The organism is Caulobacter sp. 602-2, from assembly GCF_011043625.1.
Taxonomy (GTDB): domain Bacteria; phylum Pseudomonadota; class Alphaproteobacteria; order Caulobacterales; family Caulobacteraceae; genus Caulobacter.
On sequence record NZ_JAAKGT010000001.1, the window covers coordinates 663,837 to 684,887 of the forward strand.

The window sequence follows — 21,051 nt, forward strand, 5'->3', positions numbered from 1 at the left end:
GGTAAGCTTCAATGTCTAATCCGAAGGCCCCCGCCGAGACGGCCGAAACCCCGTCGATCGACGCCCGCCTGGTCCGCAAGCTGGCCGACATCCTGAAGGACACCGGCCTGACCGAGATCGAGGTCGAGCATATCGGCCTGAAGATCCGCGTCGCCCGTGAAGTGACCGTCGCCCCGGCCGCCTACGTCCAGGCCGCCCCGGCCGCCATCGCCGCCCCGGTCGCCGCTCCGGCCCCGGTCGCCGCGCCCGCCGCCGAAGCCGCCGCTGCTCCGGCCCCGGCCGCCGTTCGCGGCGACGCCGTGAAGTCGCCGATGGTCGGCACCGCCTACCTCTCGCCGCAGCCCGGCGCCGACGCCTTCATCAAGGTGGGCGACACCGTCTCGGCCGGCCAGACCCTGCTGATCGTCGAAGCCATGAAGACCATGAACCCGATCGCCGCGCCGAAGGCCGGCAAGGTCGTCGAGATCCTGGTCGCCGACGCCCAGCCCGTCGAGTTCGGCGAGCCGCTCGTCGTCATCGAGTAAGCGCGCCATGTTCGACAAGATCCTCATCGCGAACCGGGGCGAGATCGCGCTCCGGGTTCACCGCGCCTGCAAGGAAATGGGCATCGCCACGGTGGCGGTCCATTCCGAGGCCGACCGCAACTCGATGTGGGTGCGCCTGGCCGACGAGAGCGTGTGCATCGGCCCCGCCCCGGCGGCCAAGAGCTACCTCAACATCCCGTCGATCATCGCCGCGGCCGAGATCACGGGCGCCCAGGGCATCCACCCGGGCTACGGCTTCCTGTCGGAGAACGCCCGCTTCGCCGAGATCGTCGGTGCGCACGGCTTCACCTTCATCGGTCCCAAGCCCGAGCACATCCGGATGATGGGCGACAAGATCACCGCCAAGCAGGCCGTGAAGGACGCCGGCATTCCGGTCGTTCCGGGCTCTGACGGCGGCGTGTCGACCGAGGAAGAGGCCTTCGCGGCCGCCGACCAGATCGGCTTCCCGGTGCTGATCAAGGCCGCCGCCGGCGGCGGCGGTCGCGGCATGAAGGTCGCCCAGACCCGTGAGGACCTGGCCGAAGCGGTTGCGACCGCCCGCGCCGAAGCCCGCGCCGCCTTCGGCGACGACACGGTCTACATGGAGCGCTACCTCCAGAAGCCGCGCCACATCGAGCTGCAGGTCATCGCCGACAGCCACGGCAACGTGGTCCACCTGGGCGAACGCGACTGCTCGCTGCAGCGCCGCCACCAGAAGGTGCTGGAAGAAGCCCCCTCGCCCGCCCTTTCGGCCGAAGGTCGCGCCAAGATCGGCAAGATCGTCGTCGATGCGGTCAAGGCCATCGGCTATCTCGGCGTCGGCACCATCGAGTTCCTGTGGGAGAACGACGAGTTCTTCTTCATCGAGATGAACACCCGCCTGCAGGTGGAGCACCCGGTCACCGAAGCCATCACCGGCATCGACCTGGTGCGCGAGCAGATCCGCATCGCCGCGGGCCTGCCGCTGTCGTTCACCCAGGAAGACGTCGTGTTCGAAGGCCACGCCATCGAATGCCGCATCAACGCCGAGAACGCTCGCACCTTCACGCCCTCGCCGGGCACGGTGACGGACTTCCACGCGCCGGGCGGCCTGGGCGTGCGCCTGGATTCGGCGATCTACACCGGCTATGCGATCCCGCCCTACTACGACAGCCTGATCGGCAAGCTGATCGTGCACGGCCGCGACCGCGCCGAATGCATCGCGCGCCTCAAGCGCTGCCTTGGCGAAATGGTCGTCGGCGGCGTCGAGACCACGATCCCGCTGTTCCAGGACCTCCTGGTTCAGCCCGATATCCTGGCCGGCGATTACGACATCCACTGGCTGGAACGCTGGATCAAGTCGCAGGGCTAAGGCCTTATCTTGGTCGGCCCCGGATCCTTCCGGGGCCGATCGAGACGATCGGAACCCACTGACTCGCATGGACGACGCCTTCGGCCTCGACGATCTCGTCGCCTGCTACGAACGCGGCGTCTTCCCCATGGCCGATGCGCGCCATGACGAACGCCTCTTCCTCATCGATCCGCAATGGCGCGGCGTGCTTCCGCTGGATGCGATGCACATCCCAAGGCGCCTGGCGCGCACCGTGCGCGGCGAGCCCTTCGAGGTGCGTGTCGACACCGCCTTCGACGCCGTGGTCGAGGCCTGCGCCTCGTCCCGCCCGGGTCGTCTCGAGACCTGGATCAACGCCCCGATCCAGAAGATGTACGGCATGCTCTACGCCGCCGGCCGCGCTCACAGCGTCGAGTGCTGGCAAGGCGGCGAACTGGTGGGCGGCCTCTACGGGGTCTCGCTGGGCGCGGCCTTCTTCGGCGAGAGCATGTTCTCGACCGCCCGCGACGCCAGCAAGGTGGCGCTGGTGCATCTGGTCGGGCGACTGAACGTCGGCGGCTACAGGCTGCTCGACACCCAGTTCATCACCGATCACCTGGCGCAGTTCGGCACGGTCGAGATCTCGCGCGCCGACTACAAGCGCCGGCTGGCCAAGGCCCTGACGGCCGAAGCCGACTTCTACTTGCTGGGGCCGGCCGCGACCGGGGCCGACGTCTTGCAGGCGATCAGCCAGGCGTCATAGACCGGGTGCTCCAGCGGGTTCAGGCCCGGCGAGCTGGCGTACATCCATCCCTTGAACACCTGCCGGCCGGCCGGCGCGGCGCGTCCCGGCAGGGCCTTGGGCTGGGTGTCGATGGTCAGATAGGCGATCTGGTCGGGCGCCAGTTCGTCCGCCGCCGTGACCTCGCAGGCGCGGGCGGTGAAGACCAGCGTCTTGTAGCGGATCGGCTGGCCCACCGGGACCTCGAACCGCATCGTCTCGGTGGTGACCTTGTCCAGCGCCTGGATGATGGCCACGCCATAGCGACCGCGCTTGGCGGGCTCGGCCGGCTTGGCGGGCGCGGTGGCGACCGGCTTGGCGGGAACCGGATCGGCCGCCGGCGGCGGGGCCGGCTCGGGCGGCGGGGCGGCGTTGGACGGCGCCGGCTGCTGAACAGGCTTGGGCGTCGGAGCGACCAGCGCCGGCTGGGCCGAAGGCGGCGTCGCGGCGGCCGGAGCCTGCTGCACGGGCCGCGCCTGCTGCGGAGCGGCCTGCAGCGCCCAGGCGGCGCCGACGGCGAACGGAACCGCGGCGACCAGGATCGCCGCGCCCTGCAGGCTGCGCCGCTTGAGGCTCATCTTATTCCGGCGACCAGGACTGGTAGTCGCTGGTGGCGACGGCACGCTCGCCGCCGCGGCCGATGGCGCCCTTCGGACGCCAGGCATGGACCGTGCCGGTCAGGTTCGGCAGGTGGTCCTTTTCCCACGCGCGACGCTTCAGCGGCGCCTGGGTCGGCAGCTCGTCGAAGGTGTAGTGCAGCCAGCCGCTCCAGTCCGGCGGAACCTTCGAGGCTTCGGCGTAACCGTTGTAGATCACCCAGCGACGCTTGCGGTCGTCGTAGCTGTCCTTGTTGTCGCGCGCTTCGAAGTAGCGGTTGCCGAACTCGTCTTGACCAACGAACACGCCCCGGCGGGAGATGTGGAAACGCTGACCGATGGTCACCCCGTTCCACCACGTGAAGATCGCTTTCAGCACTGCGCGGCACCCAATCTAGCAAAGGCCTTCGCGACCGAAAGAGCGCGGCGCGAAGCGGGCGGACTATAGGTCGCCGAGCCCTCATCGTCCAGCCAAGGCGTCGCCGATGGCTCCTTCAAGATGTTGTGGACAGCATTGCATGCAGGCCCAACATCTATTGATGGTTACCGACCCACGGTTTAGGGTTGACACCATGACGAAGCACCCGCCGCGGAATCGGCCCATGCGCTTTGAACGACTCTTCGCCGGCCGCGCGCCGGAAATCGACCTGCGCGAGATCGAACGGCCCGACCGTATCGTCGAGACCCTGGCTCCGCTGGGCTGGCCCGACGCCCGCGTCGAGGCCTGGCTGGACTGGGCCGACACGGCCGCGCCTGGCGTCGCCGATCCGGAATCCGTCCTCGACGGCGCCCTTGAGCGCTACGCCGGGCGCCTGGCCCAGGCGGGTCGCGCTGCAGGCCTTTTCACGTCGGAACAGGACGCGCGATCCTTCGCCGCCGATCTCGTCGACGGCATGATCGCGGGCCTCGCCGCGCCCGCCGCTCCTGCGCCCGCCCTGCCCGCGCCGCTGCACGTTTCCGCCATCGAATTCCGCGCCGCCGCGGCCGAACACGTGGGCCGAGCCCGCGCCGATCGCCTGGCCCGCGAGGCCGCCGCCCGCCTGGAAGCCGCCCTGACGGCCGTGTCCGACGCCGTCCTGCGCTGCGAAGGCGACGCCCGGGCCTGCTCGGATCCCGCCCGCAACGTCGCCCTGGCCAGGGCCGTCCAGAAGGCCCGCGCGGCCGGGGCCAGCGACGCCAGCATCGCCGACGCCGTGGCCAGCGCCGGAGCGCCCGGCTTCTCCACCTTCACGGCCGACGTCGCGACGATCCCGCCTCTCCTCGCCGTGGCCGAACCGGCCGACGTGGCGGCCGGCGACGAGTTCGCCGCCCTCGCCGCCCGCGCCAGCTGGGAGACCGGAGGCGTCACCCTGGCCCTGTCGCCCGTCGACGCCGACCATCTGGCGGCCGGCGCCCAGGCGCGCGCGGCCGTCAACGCCGCCGCCTTCCTCGGCGACGACGGCTTCGACCTGGCCGGCTTCCGGCACGCCGTGCGCCTGTGGGCCGTGGCCCTGGAGCTCGATCGCCCGCAGTCGGGGGCCGCGGCCCTGACCCTGGCCGGCGTCGGCGACTGGCTGCTGGCCCAGAACCTTTCGCCTGCGACCGGCGCTGGGCGAGACGCCGCCGCAGCCCTTTGGGCGCTGGCCGCCGGCGAAGCGCTGACCGCCTCGTCGCACCTGGCCCAAGCGCTCGGAGCCGCCGAAGCCTTCTCCAGCGAGGCCGATCGCATCCTGGCCGGCATCGCCCAGCGCGCCGAGGCCGCAACCGCCCTGAACACGCCGCTCGCCGCCGACGCGGCTGAGGCCCTGCGGACAGCCCTCGCCGGGGCCCAAAGCCACGGCCTGCGTAGCGCCGCCCTCGTCGCGCCGTTCGAGGACACCGAAACCGCCCTGCGCCTCGGCGCGCCCCCCGGCCTCGACAGCGGCTGGCGACTGGTCCTGCCTTCGGAGACCAGCGACGGCGTCGCCGTGCCCCAGCTTTCCGCCAGCGCCCAGGCCGCCCTGCGCGCGGCGGGCGTCGATCTGGACGCCGTGCGCGTTCATGCCCTGGGCGCTGGTTCGCTGGAGGACGCCCCTGGCGTCGATCATCGCGCCCTGGCCGCCGTCGGCTTCACCAGCCACGAGATCGGCCTGGCCGAGGCCGCGCTGCGCACCGTCGGCGACCTGCGCGCCGCCTTCTCCCCGGCGGTCGTCGGGTCCGACTTCATCGGCGACGTGCTGGGCGCCTCGCGCGACGCGCTGGCCGATCCGGCCTTCGACACCCTGGCCTTCGCCGGCTTCGCGCCCGAAGCCGTCCTCGAGGCGCAGCGCCACGCCGTCGGGAGCGGCCGGCTGTTCGACAGCCCCGCGCTGGAAAGCCCGACCCAGGACCTGCTGCGCGCCTTCGAGGCGCCGGGCCAGGCCGATCGCATCGCCTTCACCGCGGCCGTGGAAGCCTTCGCCTGCGCGCCCTGGCCGCTGGCGCTGGTCGCCCCGTTCGACGCCCGCCCGGCCGACCTGCTGCGACTGCAGGCCTCGGCCGCTCGTGCGGGCGTGCGCGCCCTGAAGCTGTCGCGCGCGCCTGCGCCCGCCGATTTCACCCTCGACCTGCCCGAAGCCCCGGCCGAGGCGCCGCGCACCAGGCCGCCCGAACCGATCGTCACCGAACGCGTCGTCGAGAAGGTGGTCGAGCGCCAGCGCGAGCGGCGCAAGCTGCCCGATCGCCGTAAGGGCTACATCCAGAAGGCGGCCGTCGGCGGCCACAAGGTCTATCTGCACACCGGCGAGTACGAAGACGGCGAGGTCGGCGAGATCTTCATCGACATGCACAAGGAAGGCGCCGCCTTTCGGTCGTTGATGAACAACTTCGCCATCGCGATCTCGATCGGCCTGCAGTACGGCGTGCCGCTGGACGAGTTCGTCGACGCCTATGTCTTCACCAAGTTCGAGCCGGCCGGTCCGGTGACGGGCAACGACTCGATCAAGTCGGCGACGTCGATCCTCGACTACATCTTCCGCGAACTCGGGGTCTCGTACCTGGGCCGCGACGACCTGGCCAACGGCGATCCGCAGGAATTCAACGCCGACGGCCTGGGCCGCGGCAAGTCGGCGGACGTCGAGGACGAGGCCGAGGAGCCGACGCCCCTGCCGGCCTCGAAGTTCATCTCCAAGGGCTTCTCGCGCGGCGCCACGCCCGACAACCTGGTGTTCGCCGCCTTCGGCCGGCGCAAGGACGACGCGGCCAAGGCCAACGCGCCCGCCGACCAGGCCGACATCTGCCCGGCCTGCGGCGACGTCGCGCTGAGCCGCAAGGGCGGCCTGGTGGTCTGCGAGAGCTGCAACGGCCAGGCCGAACGGCCCTCGCCGCGCGGCTGAGCCTCTCCGGCGCGGGACTTGCTGTGACGACGGCAAGTCCCGTATCCCGCCCTTTCCACCGTCAAGGACGCGTGCCGAAATGAAACCGCTGGCCCTTCTCGCCGCCGCCGTGCTGTCGACTCTGGCTCTGGCCGGTCCCGCCCTGGCGCAGAACGCCGGCCAGATCGCCAGCGTCCGCCGCGGCGCCGACTGCCCCCGCTGCAACCTCTTCCAGGCCGACCTGTCGGGCCTGACCCTGCGGGCCAAGAACCTTTCCGGCGCCCGCCTGCGGCAGTCGGACCTGTCGCTGGCGGTGATGGGCCGCACGCGGTTCACCGGCGGCGACCTGCGCGACGTCAACGCCTATGGCGGCGTGTTCGGCGGCGCCAGCTTCGCCAGGGCCGACCTGACCAACGCCACCTTCGTCGGCGCCTATCTCGAGGGCGCGAGCTTTGCGCAGGCCAACCTGTCGGGCGTCAACTTCTCGGGCGCCGAACTGGACCGCGCGACCGGCCTGACCCAGGCCCAGCTGAACCGCGCCTGCGGCGATCCGTCGACGACCCTGCCGCGCGGCCTGTCGATCCCGCGCTGCCGCTGATCCGAAGGCTCAGCGCACCGGCAGCATCAGGTGCGCGTAGGGCGTATCGGGGAACATGACGTAGGGCTTGGACGTGTCCGGACGCGCGCCGCCCGGATAGCCGGCCAGCATGCCCGGCGCGCCGACGACCATGACGTGCGGGCCCGTGGTGACCCAGTCATGGCCGTCCATCGGCTTTTGCGCATAGGGATCCATGTTGCCGGGATCCGAGCCGCCCATCAGCATGTAGATGAAGCCCGGCTTGCCTTCCGGCGGGGGCTTGCGAGCGAACATGGCCATCGCCCATTCCATGGCGTTGGCGTCGGCGCACATCGGGTCGACGCCCGGCGTCGTCGGAATGTCGGGCATGCAGGTGTAGCCGTTGGTCCCGTCGCGCAGGTGGCGCATCGAGCCGTCGGCAGCGAAGGTCATGATCGCCGCATCCTTGGCCAGCGCCGGCGGCGCGGCCGACATGGCGCTGTCGATGGCCTTCTGGTCCGCCATGGTCGGCGGGGAAGCGGCATGGACGCCCGTCGCGGCCGACAGGCAGAGGCAAAGGGCAAGCGCGGTCCTGAACATCGGGAACCCTCCCAGGGCGCACCCCCGACAGCGGCACCATAGCACGAAAAAGCCCTCCGAGCCGAACGGCCGGAGGGCTTTGTCTTTCAGGCGCTTGCCGCCGGATCCTTAGACCTTGATAGGCGGAGCCGTGCGGATGTGCAGTTCCTTGAGCTGCTTGTCGAGGACGTTGGCCGGCGCGTTCATCAGCAGGTCCTGGCCCTGCTGGTTCAGCGGGAAGGCGATGACCTCGCGGATGGCGACCTGCTCGGCCAGCAGCATGACGATGCGGTCGATGCCGGGGGCCAGACCACCGTGCGGCGGGGCGCCGAAGCGGAAGGCGTTCAGCATGCCGCCGAACTGCTCCTCGACCACTTCGGGGCCGTAGCCGGCGATCTCGAAGGCCTTCAGCATGATCTCGGGCTTGTGGTTCCGGATCGCGCCCGAGCACAGCTCGTAGCCGTTGCAGACGATGTCGTACTGGAAGGCGCGGATGGTCAGGGGATCCTGGCCTTCCAGGGCCTCCAGGCCGCCCTGCGGCATCGAGAACGGGTTGTGCGAGAAGTCGACGCGCTTCTCGTCCTCGTTCCACTCGAACATCGGGAAGTCGACGATCCAGCAGAACTTGAACTGCTCTTCGGCGACCAGCTTCAGCTCGGTACCGACGCGGGTGCGGGCCAGGCCAGCGAACTTGGCGAACACGGCCGGATCGCCGGCCACGAAGAAGGCCGCGTCGCCGGCGCCCAGGCCCAGGCTCTCCATCAGGGCCTGGGTCGGCTCACCCAGGTTCTTGGCGATCGGGCCGCCCCAGCCGCCCTGGTCTTCCGACCAGAACACGTAGCCGAGACCCGGCTGGCCTTCGCCCTGGGCCCAGCTGTTCATGCGGTCGCAGAAGGCGCGCGAGCCGCCGGTCGGGGCCGGGATGGCCCAGATGGCGTTCTTGGCGTCGGCGCCGAGGATCTTGGCGAACAGGCCAAAGCCGCCGTCGCGGAAGTGCTCGGAGACGTCGGCCATCTTGATCGGGTTGCGCAGGTCGGGCTTGTCGCTGCCGTACCAGGCCATCGACTGGGCGTAGGTCAGGCGCTCGAAGCCCTTGTGCTCGAGCGTCGCGCCAAAATCGTTGGTGAAGGTGTGGGTCTCGCTGATCGGCGAGACGGGCTTGCCCGAGCCGAACTCTTCGAAGATGCCGTGCATCACCGGCTCGATAGCGGCGAACACGTCTTCTTGCGTCACGAAGCTCATCTCGACGTCGAGCTGGTAGAACTCCAGCGAACGGTCGGCACGCAGGTCTTCGTCACGGAAGCACGGAGCGATCTGGAAGTAGCGGTCGAAGCCCGAGACCATCAGCAGCTGCTTGAACTGCTGGGGCGCCTGCGGCAGGGCGTAGAACTTCTCCGGGTGCAGACGCGAGGGCACCAGGAAGTCGCGCGCGCCTTCCGGCGACGACGCCGTCAGGATCGGCGTCTGGAACTCGTTGAAGCCCTGCGCGAACATGCGGTTGCGGATCGACTGGATCACGCGCGAACGCAGCACGATGTTCTTGTGCAGGGTCTCGCGGCGCAGGTCGAGATAGCGGTGCTTGAGGCGGATCTCTTCCGGATAGTCCGGCTCGCCGAAGACCGGCAGCGGCAGCTCGTCGGCGGTCGACAGCACCTCGACGTCGGTGACGCGGATCTCGATCTCGCCGGTCGGCAGGTTGGCGTTCACCACGGCGGCGTCACGGGCGATGACCACGCCGTCGACGCGGATCACGCTCTCGGCGCGCAGGCGCTCGACGATGGCGAAGCCCGGGGTTTCCGGGTGCAAGACGAGCTGGGTCAGGCCGTAGTGGTCGCGCAGGTCGATGAAGACCAGGCCGCCATGGTCGCGCTTGCGGTGGATCCAGCCCGACAGACGCACATTGGCGTTGGTGTCGCTGGCCCGAAGAGCGCCGCAGTTATGGGTGCGATAGGCGTGCATCGTGGTCATGAAAGGCTTCGGAACGCGTTGATTTGTAAGGCGCGGAAAGGCGCATGCGGGGGCGTTTATGTCAAGGATTCTGAGCCGGCCGGCAGGATTGGACCGCCTGGCGGTTCGGAGGAGGTTGCCTTGGAGACGCTCCTCCTGGAGGGGGAGTTGAGTGCGGGGGGAGGACTGTTGGCTTCGGGGCCGTGCTGCCCCTCCGGTGCTGCCCCCCCCCTCCGGCCCCTGGGCCACCTCCCCCCAGAGGAGGAGGATCTGGATCGCAAACAAAAACGGCGGGTCCGTGGGGACCCGCCGTTCTGTTTTCAGCGAAGCGTCGCCGGCTTTAGGCCGAGGCGGCGCCGCCCTTCTTTTCCGCGTAGATCAGCAGCGGCTGGGCCCGGCCTTCCACGACCTCGGCGTTGACCACCACTTCCTCGACGCCCTCGTAGTTGGGCAGTTCGAACATGGTCTCCAGCAGGATGCCTTCCATGATCGAGCGCAGGCCGCGGGCGCCGGTCTTGCGGGCGATGGCCTTCTTGGCGACCTGGTGCAGGGCGTCCTCGGTGAAGGTCAGGCCGATGTTCTCCATCTCGAACAGGCGCTGGTACTGCTTGACGAAGGCGTTCTTCGGCTCGGTCAGGATCTTCACCAGGGCGGCCTCGTCGAGGTCTTCCAGGGTGGCGATCACCGGCAGACGGCCGATGAATTCCGGGATCAGGCCGAAGCGCTGCAGGTCGTCGGGCTCGACGCCGCGCAGGATCTCGCCGGTGCGACGGTCTTCCGGATCGGCGACCTTGGCGCCGAAGCCGATCGACTTGGCCGCGCCGCGGGCCGAGATGATGCGCTCGAGGCCCGCGAAGGCGCCGCCGCAGATGAACAGGATGTTCGTCGTGTCGACCTGCAGGAACTCCTGCTGCGGATGCTTGCGCCCGCCTTGCGGCGGCACGGAGGCGACGGTGCCTTCCATGATCTTCAGCAGAGCCTGCTGCACGCCTTCGCCCGACACGTCGCGGGTGATCGACGGGTTGTCGGACTTGCGGCTGATCTTGTCGATTTCGTCGATGTAGACGATGCCGCGCTGGGCGCGCTCGACGTTGTAGTCGGCGGCTTGCAGCAGCTTGAGCACGATGTTCTCGACGTCTTCGCCCACGTAACCGGCTTCGGTCAGGGTGGTGGCGTCGGCCATCGTGAACGGCACGTCGATGATTCGGGCCAGCGTCTGGGCCAGCAGGGTCTTACCCGTACCGGTCGGACCGACCAGCAGGATGTTCGACTTGGCCAGTTCCACGTCGTTGTTCTTCGAGGCGTGGTTCAGGCGCTTGTAGTGGTTGTGCACCGCGACCGCGAGCACCTTCTTGGCGTGACCTTGACCGATCACGTAGTCGTCCAGGACTTCGCAGATCTCGCGCGGCGTCGGAACGCCGTCCTTGGACTTCACGAAGGCGATCTTGTGCTCTTCACGGATGATATCCATGCAAAGCTCGACGCATTCATCGCAGATGAACACGGTGGGTCCGGCGATGAGCTTGCGCACTTCATGTTGGCTCTTTCCGCAGAAAGAACAGTACAGGGTGCTCTTGGCGTCGCCGCTGGCGGCTTTCGTCATGGTCGCTTCTCACGCTAGGGCGGATACGGCGAAAGCCGCTACCGCCGACTCCCAACGCGTATCCCGCCACCGAAGCAACAGGATACCCAACGGGAGTTGTCTAATCCTTGACATTCCCCGATCCGAACGCGCGGCACAAGCCTTGGAGCCCGTTTCCGGCGCCAAGTTCGTGGATGTTTCGGTTCTGACCATGGGATTCCATCCCTAGATGGGACGACTGTAGGCCAAAGCAAGCGATCGGTGGGCTGCGGAACATCGCCGCAGGCTCTAATCTTTCTGTAAGCGACCGGAATCGTGCTGCAAGCGGCGCCGCAAGAAGGAGTTCGCCCGGTGGGCGGAGACGAGATGGCCGAGATTCACGAAGCGTCGGAAGACGCTCACGCCCCGACGCACACCGAAGCGAGCCCACCCCTGGTGGCCTTCGACTTCGACGGCACCCTGACCGTGCGCGACAGCTTCACCGCCTTCCTGAAGTGGCGCGTCAGCAGCGGCCGCTGGACGATGGGCATGATCCGCCTGGCGCCGGCCGCCCTCTCCTACCTGTTCCACCGCGATCGCGGCCGCATCAAGGCCGCGGCCATCCGCGAGTTTCTCAAGGGCGTGCCCCAGGAGCGCCTCGAGGCCCAGGCTCGCACCTTCGCCGAGACCCACGCCCAGAGCCTGTTCCGCCCCGACGCCCTGGCGGTGTGGCGCCGCTGGCGGGCCCAGGGCGCCAAGATGGTGATCGTCACCGCCTCGCCCGACACGGTGGTGGCCCCGTTCGCCCGCGGCATCGGCGCCGACCTGCTGATCGGCACCAAGCTGGCCTACGACCTGAACGGCAAGGTGACCGGCGGCCTTTCGGGCCCCAACTGCCGCGGCCCCGAAAAGGTGGTGCGCCTGCGCGAGACCTTCGGCGATCGCGTGAAGCTGGCCGCGGCCTATGGCGACACCTCGGGCGACACCGAGATGCTGGCCATCGCCCAGGAGCGCGGCTACCGGATCTTCAAGGGCAAGCCGGGCTGACGGCCCCTCCCCTCCGGAGAGGATCCCGATCCCTATTCCACGCTCGCGCCGGCCACGGCCTGGCCCGGCGCCTGGGTGCTCACCGACAGGCTGCCGATCGCCGAATAGGCCTGGTCGAAGACCGCACGCTGGTCGGCGTCGAGGGTCTTGTAGAAACGCGCCATCGCCTTGACCCGGCGCTGCTCGACGATCAGCTGCTCGCGCTGCAGGGCCAGGCCCGCGCGGGCTTGGGCCAGGGGCGTCTCGTCCTCGGGCGCGGCCACGGCCAGGACGACGCCGGCCGGGCGGGCGCTGGAGGCCAGGATGAAGTCGCGCCAGCGCTCCTGCTGAGCCGGCGTCAGGGCCAGGTTCTGGCGCAGAGTGGCTAGGCCCGCCGTCACGCCGTCCTGCAGCAGCCGGTCGGAGACGATCTGCTGCACCTGTTCGGGGCTGACCCCGACCCGAAGGGTGGCGATCCCGTGGCGCGGGACCGGATCGGCCAGGCCCTGGGCGTTGGCGGCCGCGCCGGCCAGGGACAGGAAGGCCGCGAGGGCCGAGAACAGCGAAAGGCGGCGACGCGGGGTCATGGCCGGGCTCCGGAGCGTGAGGATCGTCATGGGATCCGTTGTCCCCGCCCCGCCCGGCCGATCTGGGGCCGGTTTGTTTCGCCTTTCCCCGCCGCCAGGCCCAACTCGGCCATAAAGGGCGCAGTGTTTTGCGGCTGGGCCGCGAACGCTACAGGAAGCGCTGGAACAGGTTGGCCGGCTTGAGCTTCACCTTGCCGGCCGAGGCCTTGCAGATGTAGCTGCCGCCAGGCGTCTTGCCGAACTTCTTCCAGCCGGCCTTGTGATAGACGCGCTTGTTCTGGGCCCAGACCACCTCGTCGCCCTTGCACCCGGCCTGGGCGCGCTGGACCGTCGAGAATTCGGTGATCAGGGCGTCGCCCGTCTCGGCGCCGTTGGGGCACCACATGGCGCACTGGGCCTGCGCCGAAGCCGAGACCAGAAGCGCACCCGCCAACGCCGCCGACGCCAAGCCAGCCGACAGCACCCTTGCCTGATTTCGCATGAAGCCCCCCCCTCCCCGAGACCACGATCCTAGGTCGAGCGGAAGCGCCATGCAACGCGCACGAAAAAGGCCGCCGGTCAGCTGACCGGCGGCCCGTTCCGTTTTGGCGACGAGGCCGACTTAGGCGCCGGCTTCCGAGGCTTCGCGGCTCTCGTTGATGTGGTCGATCAGACCCCAGGCCTTGGCTTCCTCGGCGCTCATGAAGTTGTCGCGGTCCAGGTCGCGCTCGACTTCGTCATAGGTGCGGCCGCAGTGCTTGACGTAGATCTCGTTCAGGCGACGCTTGGTCTTCGAGATGTCCTCGGCGTGACGCATGATGTCCGAGGCCTGGCCGCGGAAGCCGCCCGACGGCTGGTGGACCATGATGCGGGCGTTCGGCAGCGCGATGCGCTGGCCGGCGGCGCCGGCGCAGAGCAGCAGGCTGCCCATCGAGGCGGCCATGCCCATGCACACCGTCGTCACCGGGCTCTTGATGTATTGCATGGTGTCGTAGATCGCCAGGCCCGAGGTCACCACGCCGCCCGGCGAGTTGATGTACATGGCGATTTCCTTCTTGGGGTTCTCGGACTCCAGGAAGAGCAGCTGGGCGCAGATCAGCGAAGCCATGCCATCCTCGACCGGACCGGTCAGGAAGATGATCCGCTCCTTGAGCAGGCGCGAGAAGATGTCGAAGGCGCGCTCACCGCGGCTGGTCTGCTCGACCACCATCGGCACCAGGTTCATCGCCGTCTCGACCGGATCGTACATCATGTGGGGTTCGCCCTTCTCGAAATGTCTTTGCGGGCGCGAATCACCGCCGCGCCGCCGCTCCTGACGCATATCGCGTGGCGCTTAACAGGTTGCAAGGCGCCCGCCCCAAACGAAAATGCGCAAAAGAAAAGGCGCGGACCTTGCGATCCGCGCCTCTCGTTCGTTTCCCGAAGGAACGACGGCTTAGCCGCCGTAGCCTTCCGGCAGGTCGTCTTCTTCAAGGAGCTCTTCCTTGGAGACTTCCTTTTCCTCGACCTTGGCCTTGGCGAAGATCAGGTCGACGACCTTGTCTTCGTAGATCGGGGCGCGCAGCGAGGCCTGCAGGTCGGCGCGCTGGCGGTACATGTCGAACACCTGCTGGGCCTGGGCGCCGTACTGGCGGGCTTCGCGGACGATCGCTTCGTTCAGTTCCTGGTCGGTGACGACGACGTCGTTCTTGCGGCCGATCTCGGCGAGCACCAGACCCAGGCGCACGCGGCGCTCGGCGATCTTCTTGTACTCGTCCTGCAGCTGCTCTTCGGTCTTGTCGGCGTCTTCCGGCGGCAGGCCGCCTTGCGACTTGTCAGCCTGGACCTGTTGCCAGATGCCGGCGAACTCGGCGTCGACCATGCGCGGCGGCAGGGCGAAGTCGTGCTTGCTGTCCAGCACGTCCAGCAGGGCGCGCTTGAGCTTGAAGCGCGAGCTGTTGGCGTAGCGGCCTTCCAGGTTCGACTTCAGCAGGTCTTTCAGGGCGGCCAGGTCGGCCAGGCCCAGGCGCTTGGCCAGTTCGTCGTCGGCTTCGGCGTCGACCGGAGCGCGGACTTCCTTCACGGTGGTGGCGAACTCGGCGTCCTTACCGGCCAGCTCGGCGGCCTGGTAGTCTTCCGGGAACTTCACCTTCACGGTGACGACGTCTTCCGGCTTGGCGCCGACCAGTTGCTCTTCGAAGCCCGGGATGAACTGGCCCGAACCGAGCACCAGCTCGGCGTCGTTGGCCGTGCCGCCGGCGAAGGCGACGCCGTCGATGGTGCCGACGAAGTCGATCAGCAGCTGGTCGCCGTCCTTGGCCTTCAGGCTCTTGCCCTTGCGCGGCTCGTAGGTGCGGGCCTGCTTGGCCAGCTCGGCCAGGGCCTCGTCGACTTCCGAGTCGGCGATCTTGTAGACCGGCTTGACCAGCTCGATCGAGGCCGGGTCGATCGGATCGAATTCCGGCATGATCTCGACGGCCAGTTCGAAGGCCAGGTCTTCGCCGCCGGCGATGACCTTGTCCATGTCGGACGTCGGCTTCAGGTCGGGCTGGCCGGCCGGACGCAGCTTGTTGTCGTCCAGGATCTTCTGGGTGGTCTCGTTGAGCGCCTGCTCGATGACTTCGCCCATCAGGCCCTTGCCGTACAGGCGGCGCACGTGCGCGGCCGGCACCTTGCCCGGACGGAAGCCCTTGACGTTCATCTGGGGCGCGACTTCGGCGATACGAGCCTCGAGACGCGTAGCCAGCTCACTCGCGGGCACCGTAACGCCGTAAACCCGGCTGAGGCCTTCGCCCGACTTTTCAACGATCTGCATCGACATTCTTAGCTTCTCGGATCCGGGCGCCCGCGCCCGTCGTCCGCCCCAGGGGTCAAAAAATCATAGCCGCCCACGTCACCGGGGGCGGCGAAAGAGCGCCCTTATGTCACGACACTTCGCGTCGATCAAAGGGTATGGCGTCGCCGCGCGCAAAACGCTGCGCGCGGCGACATGGTGCGGATGAGAGGACTCGAACCTCCACGCCTCTCGGCGCTGGAACCTAAATCCAGTGCGTCTACCAGTTCCGCCACATCCGCGTGGGGGCGAGCCTTAGCCGTCGTCGCAAGAGATTTGAAGTCTCCGCGAAGAATTTTCACAACTTGCGGAACTGCATTCGAACGACGTCGTTTTCTCCGTGTCCCGTCGAGCGTAACGCCACGAGACATTGACCGGCCCGGGCCTTGCCCCCCCGACTGACGCCCGGGCCGGTTTTCCCTCTCCTTACGGATCAGGTCAGGCGCGCCATTCGGTCACGCTTGAACTTTCGTGGATTCGCACGCAACCATTCCCCATCAGCGACGGTTAACTGCGCCATGGCGTAGGAGAACAGCGTATGCGGACGATCGAGGTCAACCAGACCGAGGCCGGGTGGGAAGTCACCTGCGACCATCAGGTGGTGTTCACCGATTCCCTGGAGCAGCGATCGTTCCAGGCCGCGCTCGACTACGGCAGCCGGCTGTTCGACGAGGGCGTTCGCGCCGAGATCGTCCTCCACCGCCTGGAAGCCTGATCCCCTCTCCCCTCGCCTGTCCGCTGCGCGAGCGCGACGTCGCGTCCCCTTGCGGTCGCACGACCGGGCCTTTAAAGCCAAGCCTGCATCAAGAGTTGGGCTCGCCCAACGCCAACCTGCTTCCCGAGCAAGGTGGCGCCCCGTCGGGGGGATGCGGCCGCGACGGCAACGAAACGGGTGACCCCTAGAGCCGTCACGAGTCTTGGTTTTTCGACGGACGGACGCTGCCCATGCCCATCAAGATTCCCGACAACCTGCCGGCCCGCGCCTCGCTGGAAGCCGAGGGCCTGTCGCTGATGGCCGACACCGACGCCGCCCGCCAGGACATCCGCCCCCTTCGCATCGGCCTGCTGAACCTGATGCCCGACAAGCCCAGCACCGAGCGCCAGTTCGCGCGCCTGCTGGGCGCCAGCCCGCTGCAGATCGAGCTGTCGCTGATCCAGCTGTCCAGCCACTCGCCCAAGACCACCTCGGCCGAGCACATGCTGGCCTTCTACCGCACCTGGGAAGAGGTGCGGCGCGAGCGCTTCGACGGCCTGATCGTCACCGGCGCGCCGGTCGAGACCCTGCCGTTCGAGGAGGTCGGCTACTGGGACGAGTTGACCAGCATCTTCGACTGGGCGCAAACCCACGTGCACGCTGGCCTGGCCGTCTGCTGGGGCGCGCAGGCCGGGGTGAGGCACTTCCACGGCGTGCCCAAGCACGTGCTGTCGGCCAAGCGCTCGGGCGTGTTCCCGCACGCCAACCTGGCGCCGGCCTCGCCCTACCTGCGGGGCCTGGCCGACGAGATCGACATTCCGGTGTCGCGCTGGACCGAGGTGCGGCCCGAGGACCTGCCCGCCGACGGCTCGCTGCGGGTGCTGCTCGATTCGGAGGAATCGGGCCTGTGCCTGCTGGAGGACGCCCGCCGCCGCTGGCTCTACATGTTCAACCATCCGGAATACGAGACCGGCACCCTGGCGGCCGAGTACGCCCGCGACCGCCTGATCGATCCCACCACGCCGCCGCCGGCCCACTATTTCCCGGCGAACGACCCGGCCCGCGCGCCGCGCAACCGCTGGCGCAGCCACGCCCACCTGCTGTTCGGCAACTGGCTGAACGAGGTCTACCAGACCACGCCGTTCGAACTGGAAGCGATCGGGGCGTAGTCGGTCCGCCTCTTCCTATGGGAGAGGCTTTCCGGACGAATCCCACAGCCGCTTGAGCACCATCGGCGCCAGGCCCGGCAGGTCCTCGGCGATCAGGCCCGGGCCGTGCGCGGCCGCGCATTCGGCGTGGATCCAGGCCCCGGCGCAGGCGGCGTCGAAGCTTTCCATGCCCTGGGCGGCGAGGCCCGCGATGAAGCCCGCCAGCACGTCGCCCGAGCCGGCCGTGGCCAGCCAGGGCGAGCCATTGAGATTGACGGCGGTGCGGCCGTCAGGCGCGGCGATCACCGTATCGGGCCCCTTCAGCAGCACGATCGCGCCGGCCAGCCGCGCGGCCTCCCGGGCGGCGGCGATGCGCTCGGGCGAGCGCTTCAGCAGGCCGGGGAAAAGGCGCTCGAACTCGCCCGCATGCGGGGTCATCACGTCGTCGCGGTCCAGACGGGCGAAAAGCTCGTCGGGCGCGTGGGCGAAGCTGGTCAGGGCGTCGGCGTCGACCACCAGCGCCGCGCCGGTGCCGGCCAGGGCGGTGAGGTTGCGCATGGTCGCCTCGCCCACCCCGGCGGCCGGGCCGATCACGGCGGCGGCGGCGCGATCGGCCAGGACGGCGAGATCGGCGTCGGTCTCGAACGGCGCCAGCATGACGGCCTCGAGATGGGCGGCGTTGACCGCCAGCGCGCCCGGCGGCGACAGCAGGGTCACCACGCCCGCCCCGATCCGCAGTCCCGCTCGCGCCGACAGGCGGGCCGCACCCGTGTTCCAGGCCTCGCCGCTGACCACCACCAGCCGCCCTCGGGCGTGCTTGTGCGCCGTCTCGGAGGGCCAGGGAAAACGCGCGCGCCAGAGGCTGGGGTCGTTCTGCACGAGGTCGCCTGCGCCGGTCTCGGAAAGGCCGATGTCGACCACCTCGACCTCGCCGCAGGCCGCGCGCCCCCGGGCCAGCACGTGCGCGGGCTTGCGGCGATGGAAGGTCATGGTGAGCGCCGCGGCGAAGGCCTCGCCGCCCAGCGGCTCGCCGGTGTCGCCGTGGACGCCGCTGGGGGTGTCGATGGCGACGATGCGGGACGACAACCCTCGCGCGGCGTGCGCCAGTTCTTCGGCCGGCCCTTCCAGCGGCCGCGACAGCCCCGCGCCGAACAGGGCGTCGACATAGAGTTCGCCCGGCGAGACGGCCGGGTTCAGGGGATGGACCTCGCCGCGCCAGCGTTCGGCCGCCCAGCGGCAGGAGGCCGAGGCCGGCGGTGCCAGGGCTTCGACCCGCACCGGCCAGCCGCGCCGCTTCAGATGGCGGGCGATGACGTAGCCGTCGCCGCCATTGTCGCCGGGCCCGCACCAGATCACCACGGGGCGGCGCGACCAGCGCGCGCGGATCGCCTCGGCCGCGCCCTTGCCGGCCCGCTCCATCAGGGTGGTCGCCGGCGCGCCCGCCGCCACCGCCGCCGCATCGGCCGACCTCATTTCGCTGACGGTCATGACCTGGCGGGGGCCGGAGGGCGACATGTACGGCTCCATCAAAGAACGCCGGTGGAGGCTTCCTCGCCTTTCTCGACCAGCCGCAGGCGGTTGTCGACGACTTCGAAGACCGTGACGCTGACATGGTCCGGCCGGAAGGCCATCACCGCCGCTGTTCCCTCGGCCGCCGCGACCGCGGCGTTGAGCGCGACGAAGTGGCTGAAGACGGCGCATCCCTCGTATCGCGCCAGCGCGCCGGCGACCTGCGCCGTCCAGGCCAAATAGTCGCGGTCTCCCTTGATATCGGCCCAGTCGCCGGCGAAGGCCTGCCTCAGCCACGCCGGGCGCTCCTGCGGCGTCAGCGCGATGGGGGTCGGAATCTCGCCGACGGCCGGCTCGATCTCGACCGGCACGCCCAGGATCGCGGCCAGCGGCGCGGCGGTCTCGCGGCAACGCCGCAGCGGCGAGGAGATCACCCGCCGGGGACGCTCTTCTTCCGGCAGGGCCGCCAGCACGGCGGCGACCGCCCTCGCCTGCTCCTGGCCGGCGGCGTCCAGGCCAGGATCCTCGTCATCGCCGCCCCAGGTCGAGGCCGGCTTGCCGTGTCGGATGACATGAACCCTGCCCATCAGGCGGCGTCCGGCGTGAACAGGTTGCGGACCCCGTCGGGGTCGGGGCCGACCACGCCCGTCCGCCCGACGCCTTCGCGGCCTTCGAGATCGGCAAGGGTCGCCGCATCGTCCGGCGTGTTGGCCACGAACCGCGCGCCGTCCGGCGTGCGGCCGATGACGACGCCCATCCGCGGCCCCTGCCGGGCGTGGACGACGGTGTAGGTCTCGATGACGGCGCGACCTTGCGGCGCCTCGGCGATCGGCGGATGCGGCAGGGCGTCGATCTCTTTCTGGATCACGGCCGGATCCTCGCGCCGCCACTCCCCTTCGACCGGACGCGTGGAGTAGACGCCGACCGACTGCTTGGTCAGGAACCAGCCGTTGGCGGTCGACAGGCCCCAGGCGCCCGGCCGCGCGCGCAGCCGCTCCATCAAGCGCGCCACGGCATGGAGGCTGTAGTTGTTTCCCGGTCCGCCGAAGTAAGGCAGGCCGCCGGTGACGGTGAGGCCGCGCGGATCGTCGAGGGCCAGGCCCAGTTCCTCGGCCGCCACCTGCACCGCCGACGGGAAGCAGGAATAGAGGTCGATCACGTCGAGATCGGCCAGGTCGATCCCGGCCATGTCCAGCGCCCGCTTGCCGGTGAGGCGGATGGCTGGGCTGGAGTGGAAATCCTGGCGCTGCAGCGGGTACCAGAGGTCGGCGGCGTCGGCGCAGCCGTGCAGGAACACCCAGCGGTCCTGCGGCACGCCCAGTTCACGCGCCATGCCGACGCTGGCCACCAGCACCGCGGCCGACTGGTCCACCTCCATGATGGCGTTGAGGTACTTGGGATAAGGATAGCCGACCATGCGGTTGCGCTCGGTCACCGTGACCAGCTCCTCAGGGGAACGCTCGACCGGGAACCAGGCCTCGGGATCGGCGGCGGCGACCTTCGTGAACGGCGAGAACAGCGCGCCTAGCCTGGCCTGATGGTCGGCGAGGCCGCGGCCGTCGCGGGCCCGCAGCGCGTTCTCGAACAAGGGATAGGTGTTGACCGGATAGCCCAGGCCGTGGGCGGCCTCCTGCCGGGTGACGCCCGGGCGCGGATCGCCGATGCGCATCGGCGCGCTGTCTATGTCGTCGGCCCAGCCCTCGAAGCCTAGGCCGTTCTTCATGCGCTTCATCAGCGAGCCGAGGAATTCGGCGCCCGTGACCAGACCCAGCCGCGACTCGCCGCGGGCTATGCGCTCGGCCAGGACGTTGATCGCCTGCTGGGGGCTGTTGCCGCCGGTCTCGGTGTAGACAGACCAGGCCGGATGCGCCCCGATCGCCCGCGCCAGGCTGGCCGGCGGATCCGACAGGCGGGGAAGCGGCAGTTTCGAAAGACCGCCCGGGGCGTCGATGCTGAACGCTACGACCGCCAGAGCGTCCAATTGCGCAAGAACCGTCCCCTGCAGCCCGGCGTCGGCGACAGCGCGTTTCGCCGCAATCTTCAGCAATTCCAGCGGCGAAGGCGAACTTTCAGCAGGACCGCGAAATGTGAACTGGCCCGCGCCGATCAAAACCGGCGTCTCGTCGCGCATG

20 protein-coding genes, 1 tRNA gene and 1 riboswitch are annotated in these 21,051 nt (G+C 69.3%); of the genes, 8 read left to right on the forward strand and 13 right to left on the reverse strand.

Going from position 1 to position 21,051, the window contains the following annotated elements:
- The first annotated feature begins 11 nt into the window (after positions 1 to 11).
- From accB to aat, 3 genes are all read left to right on the forward strand, one after another.
- Positions 12 to 524, forward strand: coding sequence for an acetyl-CoA carboxylase biotin carboxyl carrier protein (accB, locus tag G5B46_RS02970; RefSeq protein ID WP_165255900.1), 513 nt, complete (start codon positions 12 to 14; stop codon positions 522 to 524).
- 7 nt (positions 525 to 531) lie between these two features.
- Positions 532 to 1,875, forward strand: a complete 1,344-nt coding sequence (gene accC, locus G5B46_RS02975) for an acetyl-CoA carboxylase biotin carboxylase subunit (RefSeq protein WP_101715890.1) — start codon at positions 532 to 534, stop codon at positions 1,873 to 1,875.
- A 67-nt stretch (positions 1,876 to 1,942) separates the two neighbouring features.
- Complete coding sequence (aat, locus tag G5B46_RS02980) at positions 1,943 to 2,596, forward strand: leucyl/phenylalanyl-tRNA--protein transferase (protein ID WP_240903293.1); 654 nt, start codon at positions 1,943 to 1,945, stop codon at positions 2,594 to 2,596.
- On the opposite strand, the gene G5B46_RS02985 is transcribed toward aat, so the two are convergent.
- Both G5B46_RS02985 and G5B46_RS02990 read right to left on the reverse strand, forming a co-directional pair.
- Positions 2,533 to 3,192: a DUF2155 domain-containing protein gene (locus tag G5B46_RS02985; RefSeq protein WP_165255902.1), complete on the reverse strand. Its 660-nt coding sequence runs from the start codon at positions 3,190 to 3,192 to the stop codon at positions 2,533 to 2,535. The two genes, aat and G5B46_RS02985, sit on opposite strands and share 64 nt — an antisense overlap.
- Before the next feature lies 1 nt (position 3,193).
- A complete protein-coding gene (locus G5B46_RS02990) occupies positions 3,194 to 3,589 on the reverse strand; it encodes an NADH:ubiquinone oxidoreductase subunit NDUFA12 (protein ID WP_165255904.1) in 396 nt (131 codons plus the stop codon).
- Between the two features lie 223 nt (positions 3,590 to 3,812).
- On the opposite strand from G5B46_RS02990, the gene G5B46_RS02995 reads away from it, so the two are divergent.
- Together G5B46_RS02995 and G5B46_RS03000 are read left to right on the forward strand one after the other, a co-directional pair.
- Positions 3,813 to 6,542: a ribonucleotide reductase gene (locus tag G5B46_RS02995; RefSeq protein WP_165255905.1), complete on the forward strand. Its 2,730-nt coding sequence runs from the start codon at positions 3,813 to 3,815 to the stop codon at positions 6,540 to 6,542.
- 79 nt (positions 6,543 to 6,621) lie between these two features.
- Entirely contained in the window at positions 6,622 to 7,119 is a 498-nt protein-coding gene (locus G5B46_RS03000) for a pentapeptide repeat-containing protein (RefSeq protein WP_165255906.1), read from the forward strand.
- A 9-nt stretch (positions 7,120 to 7,128) separates the two neighbouring features.
- On the opposite strand, the gene G5B46_RS03005 is transcribed toward G5B46_RS03000, so the two are convergent.
- The 3 genes from G5B46_RS03005 to clpX form a co-directional block, all read right to left on the reverse strand.
- The gene (locus G5B46_RS03005) at positions 7,129 to 7,677 is read right to left on the reverse strand and encodes a hypothetical protein (RefSeq protein ID WP_165255907.1); all 549 of its coding nucleotides are present in this window, start codon (positions 7,675 to 7,677) and stop codon (positions 7,129 to 7,131) included.
- Positions 7,678 to 7,785: 108 nt separating this feature from the next.
- Positions 7,786 to 9,624 carry an aspartate--tRNA ligase gene (aspS, locus tag G5B46_RS03010; RefSeq protein WP_165255908.1) on the reverse strand — a complete coding sequence of 613 codons (1,839 nt, stop codon included), beginning with the start codon at positions 9,622 to 9,624 and terminating at the stop codon, positions 7,786 to 7,788.
- Positions 9,625 to 9,943: 319 nt separating this feature from the next.
- Positions 9,944 to 11,206 carry an ATP-dependent protease ATP-binding subunit ClpX gene (gene clpX, locus G5B46_RS03015; RefSeq protein ID WP_165255910.1) on the reverse strand — a complete coding sequence of 421 codons (1,263 nt, stop codon included), beginning with the start codon at positions 11,204 to 11,206 and terminating at the stop codon, positions 9,944 to 9,946.
- A gap of 345 nt (positions 11,207 to 11,551) precedes the next feature.
- Here clpX and G5B46_RS03020 point away from each other — a divergent pair, with 345 nt between their 5' ends.
- Entirely contained in the window at positions 11,552 to 12,211 is a 660-nt protein-coding gene (locus tag G5B46_RS03020) for an HAD-IB family hydrolase (RefSeq protein ID WP_165255912.1), read from the forward strand.
- Between the two features lie 32 nt (positions 12,212 to 12,243).
- Here the strand turns inward: G5B46_RS03020 and G5B46_RS03025 are convergent, their stop codons facing one another.
- The 5 genes from G5B46_RS03025 to G5B46_RS03045 all read right to left on the reverse strand — a co-directional run bounded on the left by G5B46_RS03025 (position 12,244) and on the right by G5B46_RS03045 (position 15,810).
- Positions 12,244 to 12,777: a Spy/CpxP family protein refolding chaperone gene (locus G5B46_RS03025; protein ID WP_165255914.1), complete on the reverse strand. Its 534-nt coding sequence runs from the start codon at positions 12,775 to 12,777 to the stop codon at positions 12,244 to 12,246.
- 148 nt (positions 12,778 to 12,925) lie between these two features.
- A complete protein-coding gene (locus tag G5B46_RS03030; RefSeq protein WP_165255916.1) occupies positions 12,926 to 13,258 on the reverse strand; it encodes a hypothetical protein in 333 nt (110 codons plus the stop codon).
- A gap of 120 nt (positions 13,259 to 13,378) precedes the next feature.
- A complete protein-coding gene (locus tag G5B46_RS03035) occupies positions 13,379 to 14,008 on the reverse strand; it encodes an ATP-dependent Clp protease proteolytic subunit (RefSeq protein WP_165255918.1) in 630 nt (209 codons plus the stop codon).
- A 183-nt stretch (positions 14,009 to 14,191) separates the two neighbouring features.
- Positions 14,192 to 15,550, reverse strand: coding sequence for a trigger factor (gene tig, locus G5B46_RS03040; RefSeq protein ID WP_276611501.1), 1,359 nt, complete (start codon positions 15,548 to 15,550; stop codon positions 14,192 to 14,194).
- Positions 15,551 to 15,725: 175 nt separating this feature from the next.
- Positions 15,726 to 15,810 (reverse strand) — tRNA-Leu (locus tag G5B46_RS03045).
- A 296-nt stretch (positions 15,811 to 16,106) separates the two neighbouring features.
- Here G5B46_RS03045 and G5B46_RS03050 point away from each other — a divergent pair.
- Complete coding sequence (locus G5B46_RS03050) at positions 16,107 to 16,283, forward strand: hypothetical protein (protein WP_165255923.1); 177 nt, start codon at positions 16,107 to 16,109, stop codon at positions 16,281 to 16,283.
- Between the two features lie 80 nt (positions 16,284 to 16,363).
- A riboswitch (SAM-I-IV-variant riboswitch) is annotated at positions 16,364 to 16,466 on the forward strand.
- A gap of 47 nt (positions 16,467 to 16,513) precedes the next feature.
- Positions 16,514 to 17,431 (forward strand): homoserine O-succinyltransferase, encoded by a 918-nt coding sequence (gene metA / locus G5B46_RS03055; RefSeq protein ID WP_165255926.1) that lies wholly within the window; start codon positions 16,514 to 16,516, stop codon positions 17,429 to 17,431.
- Positions 17,432 to 17,446: 15 nt separating this feature from the next.
- On the opposite strand, the gene G5B46_RS03060 is transcribed toward metA, so the two are convergent.
- Genes G5B46_RS03060 through G5B46_RS03070 form a run of 3 tightly spaced genes read right to left on the reverse strand, consistent with a single transcriptional unit; the run spans position 17,447 to position 21,050 of the window.
- Positions 17,447 to 18,925, reverse strand: coding sequence for an NAD(P)H-hydrate dehydratase (locus G5B46_RS03060; RefSeq protein ID WP_165255929.1), 1,479 nt, complete (start codon positions 18,923 to 18,925; stop codon positions 17,447 to 17,449).
- An 11-nt stretch (positions 18,926 to 18,936) separates the two neighbouring features.
- On the reverse strand, positions 18,937 to 19,506 hold the full coding sequence (locus G5B46_RS03065) for a histidine phosphatase family protein (RefSeq protein WP_165255932.1): 570 nt from the start codon (positions 19,504 to 19,506) through the stop codon (positions 18,937 to 18,939).
- Positions 19,506 to 21,050: an acetyl-CoA acetyltransferase gene (locus G5B46_RS03070; RefSeq protein ID WP_165255934.1), complete on the reverse strand. Its 1,545-nt coding sequence runs from the start codon at positions 21,048 to 21,050 to the stop codon at positions 19,506 to 19,508. The genes G5B46_RS03065 and G5B46_RS03070 overlap by 1 nt, the downstream gene beginning before the upstream one ends.
- Between the last annotated feature and the right edge of the window lies 1 nt (position 21,051).

Coding starts and splice junctions, on each gene's coding strand:
- accC (WP_101715890.1), top strand. CDS start 532: ATGTTCGACAAGATCCTCATCGCGAACCGGGGCGAGATCGCGCTCCGG.
- G5B46_RS03030 (WP_165255916.1), bottom strand. CDS start 13,258: ATGCGAAATCAGGCAAGGGTGCTGTCGGCTGGCTTGGCGTCGGCGGCG.
- G5B46_RS03065 (WP_165255932.1), bottom strand. CDS start 19,506: ATGGGCAGGGTTCATGTCATCCGACACGGCAAGCCGGCCTCGACCTGG.
- aat (WP_240903293.1), top strand. CDS start 1,943: ATGGACGACGCCTTCGGCCTCGACGATCTCGTCGCCTGCTACGAACGC.
- G5B46_RS03060 (WP_165255929.1), bottom strand. CDS start 18,925: ATGTCGCCCTCCGGCCCCCGCCAGGTCATGACCGTCAGCGAAATGAGG.
- accB (WP_165255900.1), top strand. CDS start 12: ATGTCTAATCCGAAGGCCCCCGCCGAGACGGCCGAAACCCCGTCGATC.
- clpX (WP_165255910.1), bottom strand. CDS start 11,206: ATGACGAAAGCCGCCAGCGGCGACGCCAAGAGCACCCTGTACTGTTCT.
- tig (WP_276611501.1), bottom strand. CDS start 15,550: ATGCAGATCGTTGAAAAGTCGGGCGAAGGCCTCAGCCGGGTTTACGGC.
- G5B46_RS03005 (WP_165255907.1), bottom strand. CDS start 7,677: ATGTTCAGGACCGCGCTTGCCCTTTGCCTCTGCCTGTCGGCCGCGACG.
- G5B46_RS02995 (WP_165255905.1), top strand. CDS start 3,813: ATGCGCTTTGAACGACTCTTCGCCGGCCGCGCGCCGGAAATCGACCTG.
- G5B46_RS03000 (WP_165255906.1), top strand. CDS start 6,622: ATGAAACCGCTGGCCCTTCTCGCCGCCGCCGTGCTGTCGACTCTGGCT.
- G5B46_RS03050 (WP_165255923.1), top strand. CDS start 16,107: ATGCGGACGATCGAGGTCAACCAGACCGAGGCCGGGTGGGAAGTCACC.
- G5B46_RS03070 (WP_165255934.1), bottom strand. CDS start 21,050: ATGCGCGACGAGACGCCGGTTTTGATCGGCGCGGGCCAGTTCACATTT.
- G5B46_RS02985 (WP_165255902.1), bottom strand. CDS start 3,192: ATGAGCCTCAAGCGGCGCAGCCTGCAGGGCGCGGCGATCCTGGTCGCC.
- G5B46_RS03035 (WP_165255918.1), bottom strand. CDS start 14,008: ATGATGTACGATCCGGTCGAGACGGCGATGAACCTGGTGCCGATGGTG.
- G5B46_RS03025 (WP_165255914.1), bottom strand. CDS start 12,777: ATGACCCCGCGTCGCCGCCTTTCGCTGTTCTCGGCCCTCGCGGCCTTC.
- aspS (WP_165255908.1), bottom strand. CDS start 9,624: ATGACCACGATGCACGCCTATCGCACCCATAACTGCGGCGCTCTTCGG.
- metA (WP_165255926.1), top strand. CDS start 16,514: ATGCCCATCAAGATTCCCGACAACCTGCCGGCCCGCGCCTCGCTGGAA.
- G5B46_RS03020 (WP_165255912.1), top strand. CDS start 11,552: ATGGCCGAGATTCACGAAGCGTCGGAAGACGCTCACGCCCCGACGCAC.